Consider the following 21,454-nt stretch of genomic DNA (forward strand, 5'->3'; position numbering starts at 1 on the left):
AACACGCACCATGTCGATCGACGTCAACAACGAGTCCGGAACCGAGGTCGACGAGCAGGCGATTCTCGACATCGCCCGCTACGCCCTCGCGCGGATGCGCATCCACCCGCTCTCCGAGCTCTCGGTGATCGTCGTGGACGCCGACGCCATGGAGCAGCTGCACATCCAGTGGATGGACCTTCCGGGCCCGACCGATGTCATGTCCTTCCCGATGGACGAACTGCGTCCGCCGGCCAAGGACGACGAGGAGCCCCCGCAGGGGCTCCTCGGTGACATCGTGCTCTGCCCCGAAGTCGCCGAGCAGCAGGGCAAGGACGCCGAGACGGAGCACACCATGGACGAGGAGCTCCAGCTGCTCACCGTGCACGGACTGCTGCATCTGCTCGGTTACGACCACGAGGAGCCCGACGAGAAGGTCGAGATGTTCGGCCTCCAGGCGGGGATCGTGGACGGCTGGCGGTCGGAGAAGGGCATGACCGGGCCTTCCCCCGCGCCGACCGTCTCATGACCGCACAGCTGATCGTCGGCGCCGTCGCACTGGTCGTCGTCGCCTGGCTGGCGGCCTGTGCGGAGACGGGTATCGCCCGTACCTCCAGCTTCCGGGCCGCCGAGGCCGTGCGGTCCGGGCGGCGCGGCAGCGCGAAGCTCGCCGAGATCGCGGAGGACCCGACCCGCTATCTGAACGTGGCGCTGCTGGTGCGCGTCGCCTGCGAGATGGCGGCCGGCGCGCTCGTCACGTACGTCTGCCTTCGCGAATTCACCGTCACCTGGCAGGCCCTGGCCATCGCCATCGGTGTGATGGTGCTCGTGAGTTACGTCGCCGTGGGCGTCTCACCGCGCACCATCGGACGCCAGCACCCGCTCAACACCGCGACCGCGGCGGCGTACGTCCTGCTTCCGCTGGCCAGGATCATGGGGCCGATCCCGCAGCTGCTGATCCTCATCGGCAATGCACTGACCCCCGGCAAGGGCTTCCGCAAGGGGCCGTTCGCCTCCGAGGCCGAGCTGCGCGCCATGGTCGACCTGGCCGAGGCGGAGTCGCTGATCGAGGACGACGAGCGCCGTATGGTGCACTCCGTCTTCGAGCTCGGCGACACCCTGGTGCGCGAGGTGATGGTCCCGCGCACCGACCTGGTCTGCATCGAGCGCCACAAGACGGTCCGCCAGGCGCTCACCCTCGCACTCCGCTCCGGTTTCTCCCGGATCCCGGTGACCGGGGAGAACGAGGACGACATCGTCGGGATCGTCTATCTCAAGGACCTGGCCCGCAAGACGCACATCAACCGCGAGGCCGAGGCCGACCTCGTCTCCACCGCGATGCGGCCCGCGACCTTCGTGCCCGACACCAAGAACGCGGACGACCTGCTGCGCGAGATGCAGCTGGAGCGCAACCACGTCGCCGTCGTCATCGACGAGTACGGCGGCACGGCCGGCATCGTCACCATCGAGGACATCCTCGAAGAGATCGTCGGCGAGATCACCGACGAGTACGACCAGGAGGAGGCGCACGTCGAGGAGCTCGGCGACGACCGCTTCCGGGTCACCGCCCGTCTGGACATCGACGACCTCGGCGAGCTGTACGGCATCGACGAGTACGACGACGAGGACGTGGAGACGGTCGGCGGCCTGCTCGCGAAGGCGCTCGGCCGGGTCCCGATCGCAGGTGCCACGGCGATCGTCGACCTCCCGGACGGACGGCGGCTGCGGCTCACCGCGGAGTCCCCGGCCGGACGCAGGAACAAGATCGTGACCGTACTGGCGGAGCCGGTCGAGCCGGCCGCGGGGGAGGGGGAAGCGGAATGACACCGCAGGAACTCAGGGCGTTCTGCCTGGAATTCAACGCGAGCGCCGAGGAGTTCCCCTTCGGCCCGGAGACCTCCGTCTTCAAGGTCCTGGGCAAGCTCTTCGCGCTCTCCCACCTCGACGGCGAACCGCTCACCGTCAACCTCAAGTGCGAGCCGGAGATCGCGGTCCGCCTCCGCGAGGAGCACCCGGCGATCGTCCCCGGCTGGCACATGAACAAGCGCCACTGGAACACCGTGACCGTGGGAGAGCTCCCGGACCATATGGTCCGGGAGCTCATCGAGGATTCGTACGACCTGGTGGTGGCCGGTCTGCCGAAGGCGGAGCGCCTGCGGCTCGACCGGCCCTGAATCACTGGGTCTTCCGGCGGCCGAGGCCCACGGCCACCAGGCCCGCCGCCACGACCAGGATCGCCGCGTCGAGCACCAGGACCGTCCGCACCCCGGTGAACAGGTCGCCCTGTGTCGTGGCCAGCACCCCGAGCAGCGGGATGCCGATGGTGAGGCCGACCTGCTGGGTGGTGGTGACCAGGCCGGTCGCCAGACCCTGCTCCTCGTCGGGGACTCCTGAGGTGACGGTCAGTCCGTACGAGATGATCGCGCCGAGGTGGAACATGCTCGACACCGACACGAACAGCGTCGCGAGCAGTGCGCCGCTCTGCGTGCCGATGGTCAGCAGTCCCGCGATGAACAGGCCCTGGCCGAGCAGCGACACGACCAGGACACGGCGGGCGCCGAAGCGGCCGATGACCTTCGACGCGAGGGCGCCGGCGACGGCCGACATCACACCCTGCACCCCGAAGACGAGACCGGTCTCGAAGGACGAGAGGTTCAGGACTTCCTGCAGGTAGAGGGTGAGGACGAAGATCACCGTCGACATCATCGAGAAGGTGATCAGGCCGCCCACATTGCCCCAGGCCACGGTGCGGCGCTTCAGCATCGGCAGGGAGACCAGCGGGGCCTCGGCCTTGGTCTCGACGGCCACGAAGGCGGCGAGCAGGGCGATTCCGGCGACCAGGGTGCCGATGACGTCGGCGTGGCCGAAGCCCTTCTGGGCGGCGGTCGACAGGGCGTAGATCAGGGCGAGCAGCCCGCCGGTGACGGTGACCGCGCCGGGAACGTCGAGGCGCGGGCGGACCGGGTTGCGCGATTCGGTCAGCAGCCGGGGGGCCAGGACGAGCACGGCCGCCGAGACGATGCCGAGCAGGCCCATCGTCGAGCGCCAGCCCAGCGTGTCGGTCAGTACGCCGCCGAGCACCATGCCGACGGTGAAGCCCAGCGACATCAGGGTGCCGCTGATGCCCAACGCCCGGTTGCGCTGCGGGCCTTCGGGGAACGTGGTGGTCAGCAGGGACATCCCGGTCGGTACGATCACCGCCGCGCCCAGGCCCTGCAGGGCCCGCCCGGCGAGGAAGACCTCGGGGTTCCAGGCGAGGGTGGCGAGCACGGACGCGGCGCCGAAGACCGCGAGGCCGGTCAGGAACAGCTTGCGGCGGCCGAAGAGGTCGGCGATGCGCCCGAAGAGCAGCAGGAATCCGCCCGACGGCAGGGCGAAGGCGGTGACCGCCCACTGCAGTCCCGACTGGCTCATGCCGAGGTCCTTGCCCAGGACGGGCAGCGCCACATTCAGTACGGAGAAGTCGAGCGCGACCATGAACTGGGCGGCGCACAGGACGAGAAGGACGAGCTTGGCCCGGCGGGAGAGCTGCTCCGGGGCTGTCGGGGCGGGGGCCGGGACGGTGCCCGGTGCGGTGGTTGAGGATGCGGTGTCGATCGCCATGACCTCACCCTCGGCCTTCCCCGGCAAGGGTGGGGAGCGGCAACTTATGCTGGTGTTCGGACCACCAGTCAGCATCACAGGGGGAGTCGACGTGGCCAGCCCGGTACGGAACACCGCACAGGACCCCAAAACGCACCGGCTCAGCGAACTGCGCGAGTTCCTGATGAGCCGCCGCGCCAGGGTCAGTCCGTCCGAGGCGGGCCTGCCCGACGGCGGGGCCAGGCGCCGTACGCCAGGACTGCGGCGCGAAGAGGTCGCCGTCCTCGCCGGGGTCGGGGTCTCCTGGTACCAGTGGCTGGAGCAGGGCCGCGACATCACCGTCTCGCCGCAGGTCCTGGACTCGGTGGGGCGCGTGCTGAAGCTGAGCAGCGCCGAGCGGCGGCATCTGTACGTACTGGCAGGACTCAACCCGCCGCCCGCCGAGGTCGACCCGGCCAGCACGGACATGTGCGAGGGCCTCGGCCGGCTGATCAACGCCTGGATGCCGTTCCCGGCGCACATCATGGACCGCTACTGGAACACCGTGCAGTACAACGACGCGGCCGCGATGGTCCTCGCGATGCGCCCCGAGATCGTGCAGAACTGCCTGATCGCCTTCTTCACCGACCCCATCTACCGCTCGCGCAGCAAGGGCTGGGACGCGATCGCGCACCATGTGGTCGCCCAGTACCGGGCCGCCTGCTCCGAGCACCCCGAGGACGAGGGGTTCCGCGCGGTGATCGAGGAGGCGGCGGAACTCAGCCCGGAATTCGCCGAGTTGTGGGCCCGCCGCGACATCGCCCCCAGCGGTCAGGTGCAGAAGGAGATCGAGCACCCGGTCGTCGGCACGCTCTACGTGGAGTCCACCAACCTCAGGATTCCGGCCCGCCCCGACCTCTCCATCGTGCTGCACACCCCGCTGCCCGACACCGGCACCGAGGCCAAGCTGCAGTGGCTGGACTCGCCGGAGGGCCGGCGGGGGTCGATGTATCCGGTCGCCGGGTAGAACCGCCCTTATAAGGAGCTTATGATTCCAGGAGGTCTATACCACTCCTGGGAGTCACACGTGCAAACCCGTACTCGTCGAACAGCCGCTGCCGCCCTGGCCGCTTCCGCCCTTGTGCTGGTCGCGGCGTGCGGCGGCGGAGAGGACGGCAAGGCGAAGGCGGATGCGTCCGCACCCTCCGCACCGGCCGGGCCCGAGCCGATGACGGCGGACCAGGCGAAGGGCGTCCTGGTGACGGCCGCGGATCTGACCTCCGGCTGGAAGCTGGAGAAGGACACCGTCATCGATCCCGCCGACGCGAGCCAGTACGCGCTCACGAAGCCGAAGAACGCGCAGTGCACGCCCCTGGTGACGCAGTTCAACACCGGCCGGGTCGTCAGCGACTACAAGGTGAACGACCAGCGGGTCTTCGCCGACCGCGCAGGCAAGAGCTTCATCACCCAGGATGTGAGCGGTTACGGGACCGCCGCCGCGGCGCAGGCCGGGATGAAGTCCCTCGCCGCCGCTGTCAAGGCGTGCGGCACCTTCTCGGCGAGCTACGAGGGCAAGCCCACAAAGGTCACGATCGGGAAGTTCGCCGTTCCCGCACTCGGTGACGAGACCCTCGGATTCCACCTCTCGATCAAGAGCGGCGACTGGGTCATCGACGCGGAGGTCGCCTCCGTGAGGTCGGGCGCCGGAATCACCAGCCTCTTCAATAACTGGGGCGACGGCGGCGAGCGCGGCCAGAAGGCGTTCAACAAGGCCCTGACGAAGGCTGCCGCGAGCCTTGAGGCCGCCTCCCCGCAGGCCTGACCCCGCGGTCCGGCGGGACGCTTCCTATGCTTGACCCCATGAGCGACCTCGCCGACCTCGGCCCCGAAGACCGCAAGATCATCACGCTGGCGCGCAGTGCGCGGGCGCGCAACGGTGTGCCCGAAGGTGCTGCCGTACGCGACGAGACCGGACGTACGTATGTCGCCGGGACCGTGTCGCTGGAGTCCCTGAAGCTCTCCGCGCTGCAGACCGCGGTCGCGATGGCGGTGGCTTCGGGGGCGCAGTCCCTGGAGGCCGCCGCGGTCGTCAGCGAGGCGGCGGCCGCCTCCGATGCGGACCGTGCGGCCGTACGCGACCTGGGCGGCCCGGACACCCCGGTGCTCCTCGCGGGGCTCGACGGCGAGCTGCGCGCCTCGGTCCAGGCGGGCTGATGGGCAGCGGGGGCAAGGTGCTCGGCCCGTCGGGGAAGCGGGCACGCCAGCGGCGCAACGAGCGGATCCTGGCCTGGGTCACGCTGGTGGGGAGTGGCGTCGCAGGGGTGGGCGGCCTGGTCGACTGGGCGCTCGGCAACGGCCTGGAGGCGCAGACCTTCTGGCCGTTCGCGGTGGCCGCCTGGGCGACCGCACTGCTGCTGAAGAGCTACGGGCGCAAGCGCGCGGCCGGCATCGCGAACGGTCTTTCGGTCGGGCTGTTCGCCGTGGGCGGGCTCTGGCTGGGGATCCCCGCCGCACTCCATCTGGTGCGGGGCGAGTCCGTGGACTGGCTGGACTTCTCCGTCGGGGTCCTGGTGGCGGCCGTGCTCGTTGCCGCCCTGGTGGCGGAAGGGCTCGCACGGCGCAGGAAGCGCCGGCCGGCCTGCTCTCCCGCGAGCAGCTGAGCGGTGGCCGGCATTCCGGCCCCCACCTGCGGTTTGCGGGATCTTGACAGCATCTGACGTGCCATCAGTCAGTGCATTTCGGTTCCATTGACTTCTTTCGGCCACCCCTCGTCAATGGCCCCCTGTCGGCGCAGAAGAGCCGCTGCGCCGCGTTCCCTCAGGAGGGGCCACATCATGGCAAGAGGAACACGAAGACGCCGCTGGGCCGCCGCGCTGGGCGTGGCCGCCCTCGCCGTCGGCGGGGGGGTTCTGGGCGGGGCGGCGAACGCCACCGCCGCTTCCACCGCAGTCGACTTCGCGACGCACTGCATCCCGCCCGCCATCGCCGGGATCCCGCCGATCGACGGCACCACGACCGCGCAGATCACCGTCGACAACGCGGCCCCCAAGGTGGGCGACACGGTCACCGTGACGTACACCATCACCAAGCCGGCCGCGAGCAACCCGGTCGACCTCGCGCTCCCCGCCGACATCATGACGCCCACCGGCAAGGTCGCCCTCGCCGGCGCCCAGAGCGGCAGCATCACGGTCGCGGGACCCAAGAAGAACGACCCGGTACCCGCGAAGGGTGCCTTCCCGCCGTTCTCCATGACCGGGACGTTCAAGGTGACCGCGCCCGGCGCGATCACGCTCTCGCCCGGCGACTACAACATCCACACCAGCTACATCATGGAGCTGGACACCCCCTGCACCGTCACCAACGGACCCGCGCCCGTCTCCGAGACGGTCACGGCGACGGACGGCGGCGGCCCGGTCAACGAGCGCACCATCGCGCTGGCCACCGCCTCGGGGAACCCCGGTGACCGGGTGGTCATCTCGGGTACGAAGTGGACGCCCGGCGCCCAGGCGACCGCAGCGGGCTGGAACGGCACCGGTGTCACGGCCGACACGATGACCTTCACCGTGCCCGCCTCCGGCACGATCGGCGCGGCGCTCAAGGTCAGCGACCCGGCCACCACAGGCATCGTCGTGTACGAGGGCGCCACCTGGGACCCCACGAAGGGTGCGGGCCCGGCCGCGTACTCCGTCACTCCCGTGGTGAACCCCGGCGACCTCACCCAGAAGCTCAACTCCTCGGTGAAGGCAGGGACGTTGTCGATGTCCCAGGCCGGTGACACCGTCGCGATGTCGGCCGTCGACTTCGGCCAGGGCGGCGCATCCACCGGCGACCTGCAGACGGTCACCGTCAAGGACTTCCGCGGCGGACCCGCAGGCTGGTCGTTGACCGGCAAGGTCACCGGCTTCACCGGTCCTTCCGGTGCTTCGATCGGAGCCGACCAGCTCTCCTGGACTCCGGTCTGCGCCACCAAGACGGGCAGCCCCAGCACCTGCGCCGCCGGTTCGGCGGGGACGGTCGGGAGCGCCGGGGCGACCCTCGCCTCGACGCCCAACGGGGCCCTCACCGGCGGTGAGTTCACCGCCGGCGCCAAGGTCTCGCTGAACGTTCCGGCGTTCACCGCGCCCGGTGCGTACTCCGGCACCCTCACCCTCACCCTCAGCTGACCGCCCGGTGGGCCGGGGCGCACCCGTCGGCCCACCCTTACCTGGGGGTATCCGCACCGTGCGCAAGTTCTCCGCACTCCTCCTCGCAGCACTTTCCGCACTGCTCGCCGCGGTCGTCAACGCAACGCCCGCCCAGGCCGCCGACAACGGCAGCTGGTCGGTCTTCCCGGCAGCCTCCCAGCTCGGCGGCCGCCCGTACTTCTATCTCTCCGCCGACCCCGGCACGACCATCACCGACAAGGTCACCGTCACCAATAAGACGGCGCAGCCGCTGAGTTTCCGCCTGTACGGGGCCGACGCCTACAACACCGAGCGCGACGGCGGCTTCGCCGTACGCAGCCTCAAGGAGAAGCAGACCGGCGTCGGAGCCTGGGTCCGCCCCGGCCAGAGCCGGGTCACCGTCCCGCCGCGCTCCGCTCTCACCGTGCCCTTCACCCTGACCGTTCCCGAGGGGGCGATGCCCGGTGACCACCCCGGCGCCCTCGTCGCCCTCGACGAGCGCGTCGCCAAGGCCAAGGGCGATGTCGCGGTCGGCGTCCAGTGGGCGGTCGGGGCCCGGGTCTATCTGCGGGTGACCGGGCCGACCGTGAGCGGGCTCGCCGTCGAGCACGTCAGCCTCGACCACAGCCAGCCGCTGATTCCCGGTACGGGGAAGAGCAGCACCCTCATCACGTACACCCTGCGCAACACCGGCAACGTCACCCTCGACCCGAAGGTGCATCTGAAGGCGGAGGGTGTCTTCGGCCGCACGCTGCTGGCACGCGACCTCGAGAAGGTCCCCTCCGAACTCCTCCCCGGTCAGCAGGTGAAACTCACCGAACCCTGGTCGGACGCGCCTCAACTGGAGTGGGGCGACATCACGTTGACCGCCCGTGCCCTGGACGTGAAGGAGTCCGCGAGCGCGTCGTTCTTCTCGCTGCCGTGGCTCGCCGCCCTGCTCCTGGCCTTCTGCGTGGCGGGCGCGGTGGGTGTGTTCAGAGTGCGTCGGGGCCGCGCTCGCCCGTCCTGACGCGTACGACCGTCTCGACGGGGACGGCCCAGACCTTGCCGTCGCCGATCTTGCCGGTGTGCGCGGCGCGCACGACGGCGTCGATCACCGCTTCGGAGTCCTCGTCCCCGACGACCACCTCGATGCGGACCTTGGGGACGAGATCGACGCGGTACTCCGCGCCCCGGTAGACCTCGGTGTGCCCGCGCTGGCGGCCGTAGCCGCTCGCCTCGGTGACGGTGAGGCCGTGCACGCCGAGCTCCTGGAGCGCGGTCTTCACCTCGTCCAGCTTGTGCGGCTTCACGACGGCCGTGACCAGCTTCATGGGTGCACCTTCGGTGTGGCGGAGAGCGGGGCCCCGTGCCCCAGAACCCCGTGATCGTAGGCGCTCTCGGCGTGCACGGTCAGGTCCAGGCCCCGCTGTTCGTGCTCCTCCTCCGCCCGGAAGCCCATCAGCCTGTCGATGGCCTTGCCGATCCCGTACGTGACGAGGAAGGCGTACGCCCCGACGACGGCCACGGCGAGGGTCTGCCGGCCGATCTGCCCGAGCCCGCCGCCGTACAGCAGCCCCTCGGGGCCACCCGTCATCGAGGACGTCGCGAACAGCCCGATGAGGAGCGTCCCGACGATCCCGCCGACGAGGTGCACCCCCACCACGTCGAGGGAGTCGTCGTAGTTCAGCTTGAACTTCCACCCCACGGCGTACGAACAGAGCACACCCGCGGCGAGCCCCACGACCAGCGCCCCGACGAGCCCCACGACCCCGCACGCCGGGGTGATCGCGACCAGTCCCGCCACCGCGCCCGAGGCGGCGCCCAGCGTGGTGGGGTGGCCGTCGCGCTTCTGCTCCACGAAGAGCCAGCCGAGCAGGCCGGTGCAGCCCGCGGCCAGGGTGTTGAGGAACGCGGCGGCGGCCAGCCCGTTGGCGCCGAGCGCGGAGCCGGCGTTGAAACCGAACCAGCCGAACCAGAGCAGTCCGGCCCCCATCACCACCATCGGGATGTTGTGCGGCCGCATCGCGTCCTTCTTGAAGCCGAGCCGCGGCCCGAGCACGAGGCAGAGCGCGAGACCCGACGCGCCCGAGGTGATCTCCACCGGCAGCCCGCCCGCGAAGTCCAGAGCCTTGAGATTCGCCAGGATCCAGCCGCCGGGACCCCACACCCAGTGCGCGACGGGAACGTATACGAGCAGCGCCCAGACCGGCACGAAGACCAGCCACGCGGCGAATTTCGCGCGGTCGGCGACCGCTCCGCTGATCAGTGCGGCGGTGATGATCGCGAAGGTCAGCTGGAAGGTCGCGAAGAGGAGCGTGGGGACGGTGCCGTGCACGCTGCCGACGCCGATCCCCGCCATGCCGAAGTGGTCGAGGCCGCCGATGAGGCCGCCTCCCGCGTCGTCCCCGAACGCCAGGGAGTAGCCGGCGAGCAGCCACACGACGGTGACCAGCGCGATCGACACGAAGCTCATCATGAGCATGTTCAGGACGCTCTTGGTGCGGACCATGCCGCCGTAGAAGAGCGCGAGTCCGGGGGTCATGAGGAGGACGAGGGCTGTCGCGGCGAGCAGCCAGGCGGTGTCGCCGGTGTCGATACGGGTCACGGAGGGGCACCTCTCCGGGTCGGGGTCCGGTAGAGGCTCGCTCCTTTGCGTTTCGCATCCGCTGCACGCATGTTTCGTACGGATTTCGTGTTGCGGAGGGGTTACCGGAACCTCACGCCGTGCGGGCTGGTCGGCACTGCCCGCGGGATCGGGGAGAATAGGGCGTATGAGCGTTCACACCCCCGCGTCCGAAGCCGCCGAAGTGACCCACAGGGCCGGCTTCGCCTGCTTCGTCGGTCGCCCCAACGCGGGCAAGTCCACCCTCACCAACGCTCTGGTCGGGCAGAAGGTGGCGATCACCTCGAACCGGCCGCAGACCACGCGTCACACGGTGCGCGGCATCGTGCACCGCACGGACGCGCAGCTGATCCTGGTGGACACTCCCGGGCTCCACAAGCCGCGCACGCTGCTCGGTGAGCGGCTGAACGACGTGGTCCGTACGACCTGGGCCGAGGTCGACGTCATCGGCTTCTGCGTGCCCGCCGACCAGAAGCTCGGCCCCGGCGACAAGTTCATCGCCAAGGAACTCGCCGGGATCAAGAAGACCCCGAAGATCGCGATCGTCACGAAGACGGACCTGGTCGAGGGCAAGGCCCTGGCCGAGCAGCTCATCGCGCTCGACCAGCTCGCCATCGAGCTCGGCTTCGAGTGGGCGGAGATCATTCCCGTCTCGGCGGTGGCGGGCGACCAGGTCGACCTGCTGGCCGATCTCATCGCCCCGCTGCTTCCGATCAGCCCGCCGCTGTACCCGGAGGGCGACCTCACGGACGAGCCCGAGCAGGTCATGGTGGCCGAGCTGATCCGTGAGGCGGCGCTCGAGGGTGTGCGGGACGAGCTTCCGCACTCCATCGCGGTGGTCGTCGAGGAGATGATCCCGCGCGAAGGCCGTCCGGCGGACAAGCCGCTGCTGGACATCCACGCGAACGTCTACATCGAGCGGCCGAGCCAGAAGGGCATCATCATCGGGCCCAAGGGGGCCCGGCTGAAGGATGTCGGGATGAAGTCGCGGAAGCAGATCGAGGCGCTGCTGGGGACCCCGGTGTTCCTGGACCTTCATGTGAAGGTCGCGAAGGACTGGCAGCGGGACCCGAAGCAGCTCCGCAAGCTGGGCTTCTGACGGGAGACTTTCCCCAACCCGCCCCTTCCCGAACCGGGGCTCCGCCCCGGACCCCATGCCAGGGCCGGAACGCACGGGGCTGCGCCCCCGGGGCCCCCTGTCGCGGCCTCCGGCCGCTCGTCCTCAATCGCCGGACGGGCTTGATTTCCCCCGGGCACATTCAAGCCCTCCGGCGATTGAGGAGCGGGGGTCCGGGGGCGGAGCCTCCGGAAGCGGGGGCCGGGGCAGCGAGCCCCGGTTTCGGGAAGGGGCGGGGTGGGGGAACCCCCGGGCCCGCTATCCCGCCTCTGCGATCAGTGCCGTCGCGACCCGGGCAAAGCCCAGTCGGCTGTACAGCCGCGCCACGTCCTCGTTGTCCGCGGACAGGAACACCGTCTCCACACCCCGTGCCCGCGCGTCGGCGACCAGCGCCGCCGTCACCGCCAGGCCAAGGCCCTGGCGGCGGGCCGACGGCAACGTGCCCACCGCCGCGACCTCCGTGACGCCGTTCAACGGGTTGTGCAGCCCCGAGCAGAGCGCCGTGCCCTCCGTCACCGCCGCCGCCAGTGCCGTATGGCCCGCCCGGATGCGGGCTGCGACGCTTTCCGCGCGGCCGTCGCCCAGGCTTGCCTCGATCTGAGCGGCCAGTTCCGCTGGGCCCGCGGCGCCCACCGCCGTGCCCGGCGTCGCGAACGCCACGTGCGGGACGGCCAGGGCGGCGGAGAGGAGGGGGTCGTCGGCGGTGAGCACACGTACCGCGGGGTGCGGGGCGGGGGCGGGCGCCGTCGGGTCCTGGACCATCAGGGGGTGGGCGTGGACCTCTAGGCCGGACTCCTCAACCGCCTTGCGCAGAGCCGGAGTTGTCTCCGCCACCCATTCGAACGCCTCGGGGACACCCAGCTCCCGCTGGCGCGCCCGCACCCGGTCCACGTCCGCGGTCGTGGCCGCGGGTCCGGTCCAGCCGGGCGTCGGGCGCGCGTAGAAGGGCCAGCCGGCCCCTTCGCGTACGAAGAGGGTCAGCGGGCCGAAGTCCTCTGTGCGGGCGCCGAGTCGCGGCACACCGTCGTAGTACTGCTCCAGGGCGTTCAGGGTCGTCATGGAGCGCAGTCAAGCCGATATTCCCAGCTCAGGCACCCTCTTTTAGGACGCGTGCGACCAACTCGCGCTGCGCCGACGTGAGATGCGGGTCCGCGCAGTGCACCGTGCGGGCGCCGTCGACCGTGATCTCGTAGTGGAAACCGTCCGGGACCCCGGCCGGCGGCGCTGGCCTGCCCCCGGCCAGTGCCTGGTCGGCCAGGGCGTGCCATTCGCTCGCGTCGGGGCGGCCCGCCGTGTCGATCTCCGCGTGGCGCTCGATGCCGGCGAAGCCGCCCGTCCTCCGTACCTGAATACGCATGGGCCCTGTTCTACTCGCTGCTAGCTCGTCGGGACACCCACCTGCGACCAGGCCTTGAGCACCGACTGCTGCTCGTCGCCCTCGCCGAAGCGGGTGCGCGCGGCCGCGACCGTGAGGCGGGCGAAGTCCGCGAACATGGCCTGCTTGCCCAGTGCGCCGCCGGTCAGGACGTCGAACCAGATCTGCCCGGCCTTCTCCCAGGCCTTGCCGCCCAGCGCTTCGGCGAGGAGGTAGAAGGCGTGGTTGGGGATGCCCGAGTTGATGTGGACGCCGCCGTTGTCGCGGCCGGTGGTGACGTAGTGCTCCATCGTCGCGGGCTGCGGGTCCTTGCCGAGGACCGCGTCGTCGTACGCCGAACCCGGCTCCTTCATGGAGCGCAGGGCGACCCCGTGGATCCTCGGCGCGAGCAGGCCGGCGCCGATCAGCCAGTCGGCCTGGTGGGCGTCCTGGTCGAGCGAGTACTGCTTGATGAGGGAGCCGAAGACGTCCGACATCGACTCGTTCAGCGCGCCCGGCTGGCCGAAGTAGGTCAGGTTCGCGGTGTGCTGGGTGACGCCGTGGGTCAGCTCGTGGCCGATGACGTCGATCGGGAGGGTGAAGTCGAGGAAGATCTCCCCGTCACCGTCGCCGAATACCATCCGCTCGCCGTCCCAGAAGGCGTTGTTGTACTGGCGGTCGAAGTGGACCGTCGCGTCCAGCGGCATGCCGTCGCCGTCGATGGAGTTGCGCGCGTACGCCTTCAGATAGAGATCGAAGGTGGCGCCGAGGCCGTTGTACGCACGGTTGACCGTCGCGTCCTTGCCCGGCTTGTCGCCCTCGCCGCGGACCTTGCGTCCGGGCAGGTCCTGCGTGTGGCGGGCGTCGTAGATGGTGCGGTGCACGGCGTCGGCGGCGGCGCCCTTGGGCGGGGCGACGGTCGGTGCGCCGAGCACCGTGGTCAGCCGGCGGCTGGTGCGCTGGGCGGCGTCCGCGACCAGGGTGCGGCGGGCGGCCTTCGCGATGCTGGGGTCCTCGGCCTGCGCGAGCTTGTCGAGGGCATGGGGCGGCACGATGGTGCAGAAGACGGGATGTGTTGCTTCCATGCTCCGCAACATGGCACTGGGTCATGCCACTGTCACTAGTTGCCACCATGATTGATGAAAAGGAGTGAACGATCACCGTTTGGGCGTTACGTATCGGGAGTCCCGCATACTGATACGGGTACGGCGCTCGCGGGGGTGCTGGGCTAGTCTTCCGACATCATGCGTTTCGGGCTGCTTCTTCTTAGCTGCCGCGGCGAGGGTCTGTAGTCGTAGGCCGACCCCCTCCCCGCGGGTCTTGGCGTTGCAGCGAAACCGTCGGCCGTCCCCAAAGACGGACACGAGGAGCCCTACGCAGATGTCGAACCAGACGCCGATCACCAATGCCACCCAGACGCAGAAGCCGTCCGGGATGCCGGTGCACAAGTACCAGCCGTACGAGCAGATCGACATCGCCGATCGCACGTGGCCGAACAAGCGCATCACCGCCGCCCCCCGCTGGCTGTCCACCGATCTGCGTGACGGCAATCAGGCGCTGATCGACCCGATGAGCCCCGCCCGCAAGCGCGAGATGTTCGACCTGCTGGTGAAGATGGGCTACAAGGAGATCGAGGTCGGCTTCCCCGCCTCCGGCGAGACCGACTTCAACTTCGTACGCTCCATCATCGAGGAGCCGGGCGCGATCCCCGAGGACGTGACGATCTCCGTCCTGACCCAGGCCCGCGAGGACCTGATCGAGCGCACCGTGGAGTCCCTGCGCGGCGCCCACCGCGCGACCCTGCACCTGTACAACGCGACCGCGCCGACCTTCCGCCGGGTCGTCTTCCGCGGCTCGAAGGAAGACATCAAGCAGATCGCCGTCGACGGCACGCGCCTGGTCATGGAGTACGCGGAGAAGATCCTGGGCCCGGAGACGACCTTCGGCTACCAGTACTCGCCGGAGATCTTCACCGACACCGAGATCGACTTCGCGCTGGAGGTCTGCGAGGCCGTATGCGACGTATGGCAGCCGGGCGAGGGCCGCGAGATCATCCTCAACCTGCCTGCCACGGTGGAGCGTTCGACGCCCTCGACCCACGCGGACCGCTTCGAGTGGATGTCGCGCAATCTGACGCGCCGCCCGTACATCTGCCTGTCCGTCCACCCGCACAACGACCGCGGCACCGCCGTCGCCGCCGCCGAACTGGCGCTGATGGCGGGCGCCGACCGTATCGAGGGCTGTCTGTTCGGGCAGGGCGAGCGCACCGGCAACGTCGACCTGGTGACGCTGGGCATGAACCTCTTCTCGCAGGGCGTCGACCCGCAGATCGACTTCTCGCAGATCGACGACATCCGGCGCACCGCCGAGTACTGCAACCAGATGGAGATCCACCCGCGCCACCCCTACGCGGGTGATCTGGTCTACACGTCCTTCTCCGGCTCCCACCAGGACGCCATCAAGAAGGGCTTCGACGCCATGGAGGCGGACGCGGCGGCCAAGGGCGTCACGGTCGACGACATCGAGTGGGCGGTGCCGTACCTGCCGATCGACCCCAAGGACGTCGGCCGCTCCTACGAGGCCGTGATCCGGGTCAACTCCCAGTCCGGCAAGGGCGGGATCGCGTACGTCCTGAAGAACGACCACAAGCTGGACCTGCCGCGCCGGATGCAGATCGAGTTCTCGAAGATCATCCAGACGAAGACGGACGCCGAGGGCGGCGAGGTCACGCCGAAGGAGATCTGGTCGGTCTTCCGCGACGAGTACCTGCCCAACCCGGACAATGCCTGGGGCCGCATCCAGCTGCGCTCCGGCCAGACCACGACCGACACCGACGGGCGCGACACCCTGACGGTCGAGGCGGTCGTCGACGGCGTCGACACCGTGCTGACCGGCACCGGCAACGGCCCGATCTCCGCCTTCTTCGCGGCACTGTCCGCGACGGGCGTGGACGCGCGGCTGCTGGACTACCAGGAGCACACGATGAGCGAGGGCGCGGAGTCGCTGGCCGCCTCGTACATCGAGTGCGCGATCGACGGCAAGGTCATGTGGGGCATCGGCATCGACGCGAACACCACGCGCGCCTCGCTGAAGGCGGTCATCTCGGCGGTCAACCGGGCCGCGCGCTGAAGGAGCCTTTTCGGTCTTCCTGCCAGGCCGGTCGCATATTCGATGCGCGGGTGGCGTGGAAGCCGTAGGAACACCTTCTGACCTCGCAATTCTCCGGACCCGTCCCCTGTTTCACGGGGGCGGGTCCGAGCCATCTCCTGCCGAGGTGCTGACGCCACATCACTGATGTGGCTAACATCACGTCAACGCGGCAATGTTGCCGGGGCGTTACGGAGGTGCGACGTGCTGCCAGCCCGAGGTCAAAGCGGCAAGAAGTCGATCATCTGGGCTGTACGTACCACCTGGGAAACCGTCGGCGACGGCGAGTTCTTCTGCGCCGAGTGCGGAGGCGACCGCAACTACCGGCGCCTCACCGGACGCCGCCGGCTGACGGTCCTCGGCGTACCGCTGATGTCGCGCGGCAGCCAGGGCCCGGTCGTCGAATGCGCCGCCTGCCAGAGCCACTTCGGCCTGGACGCCCTGGACCACCCGACGACCACGCGCTTCTCCTCGATGCTGCGGGACGCCGTGCAGACGGTCGCCCTCGCGGTGCTCGCCGCGGGCGGCTCCTCCTCGCGTACGGCGACGGCCGTGGCAGCGTCCGCGCTGCGGGCGGCCGGGCTCGACGACTGCAGCGAAGAGCAGCTGGGGATTCTGGTGGAGGCGCTGTCGGCGGACGCGGACGCGGACCCGTGCGGGGTCGCGCTCTCCATCGAACTGCACGAGGTACTGGGGCCGTTGGCCCCGCATCTGGCCCCTGCGGGCCGGGAGTCGATCCTGATGCAGGGCGCGCGGATCGCGCTGGCGGACGGCCCGTACCGCCCGGCCGAGCGTGAGGTGCTCGCGGCGGTGGGCGGGGCGTTGGCGCTGTGCGAGGACGATACGGCGCGGCTGCTCGCGGCGGCCGCGCGGACGCCGTCGTAGAGCCCCGGTAAGCGTCCTTCGGCGTCCTTCGGCCGCTTGCCCTCAATCGCCGGACGGGCCGAAGTCGGTCAGCGCTGCCTGGAGGATCGGTACGTGGCTCTGCGCCACGTCGGTGACCGCGGTCACCAGGGTGACCGGGCCCCGGCGCGCCAGTTCGGCCAGGTGCGCCAGCGCCTCGCGGGCCTCGGGGGCGGCGAGTTCGGCGGCGTAACGGTCGGCGAAGTCGGCGCGGCGGGAGCGGTCCGCGTGGTACCAGCGGCGCAGTTCGTTCGAGGGCGTCACCGACTTGGGCCATTCGTCGACGGCCGCGCGCTCCTTGGACACCCCGCGCGGCCACAGCCGGTCGACCAGGACGCGGGTTCCGTCGTCCGGGCCCGGCGGGTCGTACACGCGGCGGACGGTGAACTCGGGGCGGTCGGCGCACATGCTGTCTCCTCGGGGCGGTGTCCTGCCTCCACCCTGCCCCGCCGGGTCGCGGCCCGCGAGTGCGTACTCCCCGGGGAGTAGCGGCCATCCTCCGTCACCCCAGGCAGTAGGCCCCAACTCCGTCACCGGTGCGACGATTCGTGCCCCTCGCGACGGGAGTCTGGTGAGGACCGGACAACCGCCCAGGAGGGGAGGCCCCCGTGAGGGCCGCATCGAAGAAGACCGTACGACCACGCCGCTGGCTCCCCTGGAGCGTGCTCGCGTTCTGGATCGCCGTCGTAGCCGTCGCGGGTCCCCTCGCGGGCAAGCTCGCCGACGTACAGCAGAACCGTGCCGTCGACTACCTCCCCGCGGGCGCCGACTCCACCCAGGCCGCCAAGATCCAGGACCGGCTGCCCGGCGGCGAGTCCACCGACCTCGTCCTCGTCTACCACCGTGACGGCGGGCTCACCGCCGCCGACAAGGCGGCCGCCGGCCGTCAGGTCGACGCGATCTCCCGCGGCCACCACCTCACCGCGACCCCGCACGCCGTCCCGTCCAAGGACGGCGCGACCCTGATGTATCCGGTCTCCAGTACCGAGCCGGGCCAGGACGACGAGGCGAAGAAGACCTTCGTCACCGATGTACGTGAAGTCGCCGACGGGAGCGGCGGGTTGAGCGTCGAGGTGGGCGGCCCCGGCGCGATGGACGTCGACGCGAAGGAGGTCTTCGCGTCGCTCGACGGGCCGCTTCTCTACACGACGGTCGCCGTCGTCGCGATCCTGCTGATCATCATCTACCGCAGCCCCATGCTCTGGCTGGTCCCCCTCGTCTGCGCGGGCGTCGCCGACGCGCTGGCGATGGGCGTCGTCTACGGCCTCAACCGCGGCTTCGACATCACGGTCACCGGCCAGAGCCAGGGCGTGATGACCATCCTGGTCTTCGGCGCGGGCACCGACTACGCCCTCCTGCTCGTCGCCCGCTACCGCGAGGAGCTCCGCCGTTTCGCCCACCCGCAGGAAGCCATGGCCGCCGCGCTGCGCGGCAGCGGCCCCGCGGTCGTCGCCTCGTCCGGCACGGTCGCCGTCGGCATGCTCTGCCTGCTGGCCGCCGACCTCAACAGCAGCCGCGGCATGGGCCCGATCGCCGCCGTCGGCGTGCTCTGCGCACTCCTCGCGATGATGACGCTGCTGCCCGCGATCCTCGTGCTCCTGGGCCGCAGGGTCTTCTGGCCGCTCGTCCCCGCTTACGGAAGCGAGCCCAAGCAGCGCCGCTCGCTCTTCGCCGCGATGGGCAGCTCGGCGGGCCGGCGTCCGGTCGCGGTGCTGCTTACGGGTGCGGTGGTGCTCGGAGCTCTCGCGCTGGGTGTCTTCAGCATGCCCGGCGATCTCAAGCAGGAGGACTCCTTCACCTCCAACCCCGAGTCGATCACCGCGGCGAAGACCCTCGCCTCGGCCTTCCCCGAACGCTCCACCCGGCCGATCACCGTGATCGCCCCCGCGGACAAGGCGGCGCAGGTCGTCGCTCAGGCCCGTACGACCCGAGGCATCGCCTCCGTGACGCCTGGCCGCAGCGGCAGCGGCTGGACGGAGATCTCGGTCGTCGCCACCGCGAAGCCCGAGTCGGCGGGGGAGAAGGTCACGATCCGGGCGCTGCGCACGGGACTTGACGGCGAACTCGGGGCGTACGTCGGCGGGCCGAGCGCCCAGGCGATGGACCTGGAGTCCACCAGTGCCAGGGACGTCAAGATCATCGTCCCGCTGGTGCTCGTCGCCGTTCTGCTGATCCTCGTCGTGCTGCTGCGCAGTCTGGTCGCCCCGCTGATGCTGATCGCCGCGGTGGTCGCGGTGTGGGGTGCCTCGCTCGGGATCGCGGGCCTGGTCTTCGAACCGCTCTTCGGATTCAAGGGCATGGACCCCGGCCTCCCGCTCCTCTCCTTCGTCTTCCTGGTGGCGCTCGGCGTCGACTACGGCATCTTCCTGATGCACCGGATGCGCGAGGAGTCCCTGTCCGGGGCCGAGACGTCGGCCGCCGCGCTCACCGCGCTGCGCACGACGGGCGGGGTCATCGCCTCGGCCGGCCTGGTGCTGGCGGCGACCTTCGCGGTCCTGATCGACATGCCGATGGCGGGCCTCGCCGAGATGGGCTTCGTGATCGCGGTGGGGGTGCTGCTCGACACCTTCCTGGTGCGTACGTATCTGGTGACGTCGGCCAGCGTGGCCCTCGGCCGGAAGGTGTGGTGGCCGGGCGAGCTGAGCCGTACGCCCGCCTCCCCGCCCGCAGCACCGACCGAAGCCGAAATGGCCCGGGTCGGCTGAGGACCACGTACTGGAAGATGGTGACCGTGTCCGCACTCTCACCCTTCAGCGAGCGCGTCCTGACGGTCGTCAACCGCGACCCGATGGACGCGCCGTACCGCCGGCGCACCGACGCCCTCCTCGCGGCGGGCGCCGGTGCGCTGTCCGTCGTCCTCGCGCTGGTCGCCGATCCGGCCAGGGTGCCGGATGCGGTCGGCTGGCTGCTGCTCGCCGGGGCGACCGCGACCGTGGCGCTGCGGCGGGTGAATCCGGTGCGGGCGTTCTTCGCTCTGGTCGCCTTCGTCGCGCCGTACCACGCGCTCGACAACTCGCACAGCGCCGTGCTCCCGCAGTCGATCATCATCCTCTACACGGTGGCGTCGACCGGCCGCCCGATGCGCACCCTGCTGGCCGGCCTGGGAGCCCTCACCGTGATGGTCACGGTGGTGACGACCATCAGCCACCACACCGGCATGGAGCTGCTGCGCATCTCGGGCTGGAATGTCGCGGTGCTGTTCTGCGGGGTGGACGTCCGGGTCTACCGGAGTTACGTGGCCTCGCTCAAGGCCCGGGCGGAGCGGGAGGCCGAGCAGCGGGTGACGGACGAGCGGATGCGAATAGCCCGCGACCTGCACGACCTCCTGGCCCACTCGATCACGCTGATCGGCGTGCAGACGTCGGTCGCCTCGCACATCCTCACCGTCGACCCTGACCGCCTGGACCGGGCGACGATCGCCAAGGCGCTGGACGGGATCGCGGAGACGTGCCGTACGGCGCGGGGCGAGCTGCGCACGACGCTGGAGGTGCTGCGGGCGGACGGCGCGGGGGGTATGTCGGACCCGCTGCCCGACCTGACGGCGCTGCCGGGTCTGGTGAAGGCGTCATCGGCCGAACTCGACCTGCGCGTCGAGGGGTTGGCGATGGCGCCGGCGGTGGAGGCGGCTGCGTATCGCATCGTCCAGGAGTCCCTGACGAACGCGGTACGCCACGCGGGCGCGGGTGCGCGGATCCGTGTCGCGGTGTACGGCGAGGCGGGGACGTTGCAGGTGCGGATCGCGGACGACGGCAGCGCACAGGGCGGCACATCCGGCTCCGGCTTCGGGATCGTGGGGATGCGGGAGCGGGCGCGGACCGTGGGCGGGTTGCTGACGGCGGGGCCGCGGTGGGGTGGCGGATTCGAGGTGCGGGCGGAACTCCCGCTGGAAGAAAGCGAGTTGCGGCAATGACCCTGGAACCCATCCGCGTCCTGCTGGCGGACGACCAGACGCTGGTCCGGGCAGCCTTCGCGATGCTGGTGGACTCCGCCCCTGGGATGGAGGTGGTCGCCCAGGCGGCGAACGGCCGGGAGGCGGTGACGCTGGCCCGTACGTCACGCGCGGATCTGATCGTGATGGACGTCCGGATGCCGGAGATGGACGGCATCGCGGCGACGCGCCTGATCGCGGCGGACGAGGATCTGGCCGGGGTGAAGGTGCTGGTCCTCACCACGTACGACACGGACGAACACGTGGTGGAGGCGCTGCGCGCGGGCGCATCGGGCTTCCTGGTGAAGGACACGAAGCCGGCGGACCTGCTGGACGCGATCCGCGTGGTCGCGGCGGGCGACGCCCTGCTCTCCCCGGGCCCGACGGCCCGCCTGATCGCCCGGGTCCTGCGGACGCGGGAGGCCCCGTCAACGGGCGGCCCGGACGGTCTCTCTGAACGTGAGTGCCAGGTGTTGGGGCTGGTGGGACGGGGTCTGAACAATGCGGAGATCGCGGAGAGCCTGGGGCTTTCGCCGCTGACGGCCAAGACGCATGTCAGCCGAATCATGGGCAAATTGGGTGCTAGGGACCGGGCGCAGTTGGTGATCATTGCGTACGAATCGGGCTTGGTGGTCCCGGGCATGCAGGACGGCTGACCGCGCCCCTCCACCCCCGCCGGAATGACCCCCTCCGCTTG

Annotated in this window: 22 protein-coding genes; 15 read left to right on the plus strand and 7 right to left on the minus strand. The window is 70.4% G+C overall.

The features are described from left to right. Positions 1-10 precede the first annotated feature (10 nt). From ybeY to AB0H78_RS34280, 3 genes are read left to right on the plus strand one after another with little or no spacing between them, the layout of a single operon-like run. Complete coding sequence (gene ybeY, locus AB0H78_RS34270; protein ID WP_363238686.1) at positions 11-508, plus strand: rRNA maturation RNase YbeY; 498 nt, start codon at positions 11-13, stop codon at positions 506-508. Next, positions 505-1,803 (plus strand): hemolysin family protein, encoded by a 1,299-nt coding sequence (locus AB0H78_RS34275; protein WP_363238687.1) that lies wholly within the window; start codon positions 505-507, stop codon positions 1,801-1,803. The genes ybeY and AB0H78_RS34275 overlap by 4 nt, the downstream gene beginning before the upstream one ends. Continuing rightward, positions 1,800-2,153, plus strand: coding sequence for an MmcQ/YjbR family DNA-binding protein (locus AB0H78_RS34280; protein ID WP_363238688.1), 354 nt, complete (start codon positions 1,800-1,802; stop codon positions 2,151-2,153). Before AB0H78_RS34275 ends, AB0H78_RS34280 begins: the two co-directional genes overlap by 4 nt. Position 2,154: 1 nt before the next feature. On the opposite strand, the gene AB0H78_RS34285 is transcribed toward AB0H78_RS34280, so the two are convergent. Beyond that, on the minus strand, positions 2,155-3,582 hold the full coding sequence (locus AB0H78_RS34285) for an MFS transporter (RefSeq protein WP_363238689.1): 1,428 nt from the start codon (positions 3,580-3,582) through the stop codon (positions 2,155-2,157). A gap of 163 nt (positions 3,583-3,745) precedes the next feature. Here AB0H78_RS34285 and AB0H78_RS34290 point away from each other — a divergent pair, with 163 nt between their 5' ends. The 6 genes from AB0H78_RS34290 (at position 3,746) to AB0H78_RS34315 (ending at position 8,712) form a co-directional block, all read left to right on the plus strand. Beyond that, the gene (locus tag AB0H78_RS34290) at positions 3,746-4,567 is read left to right on the plus strand and encodes a helix-turn-helix transcriptional regulator (protein ID WP_363238799.1); all 822 of its coding nucleotides are present in this window, start codon (positions 3,746-3,748) and stop codon (positions 4,565-4,567) included. Positions 4,568-4,627: 60 nt separating this feature from the next. Continuing rightward, the gene (locus AB0H78_RS34295; RefSeq protein WP_363238690.1) at positions 4,628-5,362 is read left to right on the plus strand and encodes a hypothetical protein; all 735 of its coding nucleotides are present in this window, start codon (positions 4,628-4,630) and stop codon (positions 5,360-5,362) included. 38 nt (positions 5,363-5,400) lie between these two features. Next, positions 5,401-5,754: a cytidine deaminase gene (locus AB0H78_RS34300; RefSeq protein ID WP_363238691.1), complete on the plus strand. Its 354-nt coding sequence runs from the start codon at positions 5,401-5,403 to the stop codon at positions 5,752-5,754. Further along, complete coding sequence (locus AB0H78_RS34305; RefSeq protein ID WP_363238692.1) at positions 5,754-6,200, plus strand: hypothetical protein; 447 nt, start codon at positions 5,754-5,756, stop codon at positions 6,198-6,200. The genes AB0H78_RS34300 and AB0H78_RS34305 overlap by 1 nt, the downstream gene beginning before the upstream one ends. 174 nt (positions 6,201-6,374) lie before the next feature. Then, positions 6,375-7,703 (plus strand): beta-xylosidase, encoded by a 1,329-nt coding sequence (locus AB0H78_RS34310; protein WP_363238693.1) that lies wholly within the window; start codon positions 6,375-6,377, stop codon positions 7,701-7,703. Positions 7,704-7,761: 58 nt separating this feature from the next. Next, the gene (locus AB0H78_RS34315) at positions 7,762-8,712 is read left to right on the plus strand and encodes a DUF916 domain-containing protein (protein ID WP_363238694.1); all 951 of its coding nucleotides are present in this window, start codon (positions 7,762-7,764) and stop codon (positions 8,710-8,712) included. Here AB0H78_RS34315 and AB0H78_RS34320 read toward each other — a convergent pair. Next, the gene (locus tag AB0H78_RS34320) at positions 8,678-9,016 is read right to left on the minus strand and encodes a P-II family nitrogen regulator (RefSeq protein ID WP_363238695.1); all 339 of its coding nucleotides are present in this window, start codon (positions 9,014-9,016) and stop codon (positions 8,678-8,680) included. The genes AB0H78_RS34315 and AB0H78_RS34320 overlap by 35 nt on opposite strands. Beyond that, on the minus strand, positions 9,013-10,290 hold the full coding sequence (locus AB0H78_RS34325; protein WP_363238696.1) for an ammonium transporter: 1,278 nt from the start codon (positions 10,288-10,290) through the stop codon (positions 9,013-9,015). Before AB0H78_RS34325 ends, AB0H78_RS34320 begins: the two co-directional genes overlap by 4 nt. Before the next feature lie 166 nt (positions 10,291-10,456). On the opposite strand from AB0H78_RS34325, the gene era reads away from it, so the two are divergent. Beyond that, positions 10,457-11,407 carry a GTPase Era gene (gene era / locus AB0H78_RS34330; protein ID WP_363238697.1) on the plus strand — a complete coding sequence of 317 codons (951 nt, stop codon included), beginning with the start codon at positions 10,457-10,459 and terminating at the stop codon, positions 11,405-11,407. A 276-nt stretch (positions 11,408-11,683) separates the two neighbouring features. Here the strand turns inward: era and AB0H78_RS34335 are convergent, their stop codons facing one another. Genes AB0H78_RS34335 through AB0H78_RS34345 form a run of 3 tightly spaced genes read right to left on the minus strand, consistent with a single transcriptional unit; the run spans position 11,684 to position 13,864 of the window. Continuing rightward, entirely contained in the window at positions 11,684-12,484 is an 801-nt protein-coding gene (locus AB0H78_RS34335) for a GNAT family N-acetyltransferase (protein ID WP_363238698.1), read from the minus strand. 28 nt (positions 12,485-12,512) lie between these two features. Next, complete coding sequence (locus AB0H78_RS34340) at positions 12,513-12,782, minus strand: protealysin inhibitor emfourin (RefSeq protein ID WP_363238699.1); 270 nt, start codon at positions 12,780-12,782, stop codon at positions 12,513-12,515. Between the two features lie 20 nt (positions 12,783-12,802). Continuing rightward, the gene (locus AB0H78_RS34345) at positions 12,803-13,864 is read right to left on the minus strand and encodes a M4 family metallopeptidase (RefSeq protein WP_363238700.1); all 1,062 of its coding nucleotides are present in this window, start codon (positions 13,862-13,864) and stop codon (positions 12,803-12,805) included. Between the two features lie 295 nt (positions 13,865-14,159). Between AB0H78_RS34345 and leuA the strand changes: the two genes are divergently transcribed. Further along, a complete protein-coding gene (gene leuA / locus AB0H78_RS34350) occupies positions 14,160-15,908 on the plus strand; it encodes a 2-isopropylmalate synthase (RefSeq protein WP_363238701.1) in 1,749 nt (582 codons plus the stop codon). A gap of 222 nt (positions 15,909-16,130) precedes the next feature. Then, a complete protein-coding gene (locus AB0H78_RS34355; RefSeq protein WP_363238702.1) occupies positions 16,131-16,811 on the plus strand; it encodes a TerB family tellurite resistance protein in 681 nt (226 codons plus the stop codon). 42 nt (positions 16,812-16,853) lie between these two features. On the opposite strand, the gene AB0H78_RS34360 is transcribed toward AB0H78_RS34355, so the two are convergent. Further along, positions 16,854-17,237, minus strand: a complete 384-nt coding sequence (locus AB0H78_RS34360) for a DUF488 family protein (protein WP_363238703.1) — start codon at positions 17,235-17,237, stop codon at positions 16,854-16,856. A 200-nt stretch (positions 17,238-17,437) separates the two neighbouring features. Between AB0H78_RS34360 and AB0H78_RS34365 the strand changes: the two genes are divergently transcribed. From AB0H78_RS34365 to AB0H78_RS34375, 3 genes are read left to right on the plus strand one after another with little or no spacing between them, the layout of a single operon-like run. Continuing rightward, complete coding sequence (locus AB0H78_RS34365; protein WP_363238704.1) at positions 17,438-19,534, plus strand: MMPL family transporter; 2,097 nt, start codon at positions 17,438-17,440, stop codon at positions 19,532-19,534. Positions 19,535-19,551: 17 nt separating this feature from the next. Then, complete coding sequence (locus AB0H78_RS34370) at positions 19,552-20,739, plus strand: histidine kinase (protein ID WP_363238706.1); 1,188 nt, start codon at positions 19,552-19,554, stop codon at positions 20,737-20,739. Continuing rightward, positions 20,736-21,413: a response regulator transcription factor gene (locus AB0H78_RS34375; RefSeq protein ID WP_363238707.1), complete on the plus strand. Its 678-nt coding sequence runs from the start codon at positions 20,736-20,738 to the stop codon at positions 21,411-21,413. The genes AB0H78_RS34370 and AB0H78_RS34375 overlap by 4 nt, the downstream gene beginning before the upstream one ends. The last annotated feature ends 41 nt before the right edge of the window (positions 21,414-21,454 follow it).

The organism is Streptomyces sp. NPDC050738 (assembly GCF_040654175.1).
GTDB lineage: Bacteria > Actinomycetota > Actinomycetes > Streptomycetales > Streptomycetaceae > Streptomyces.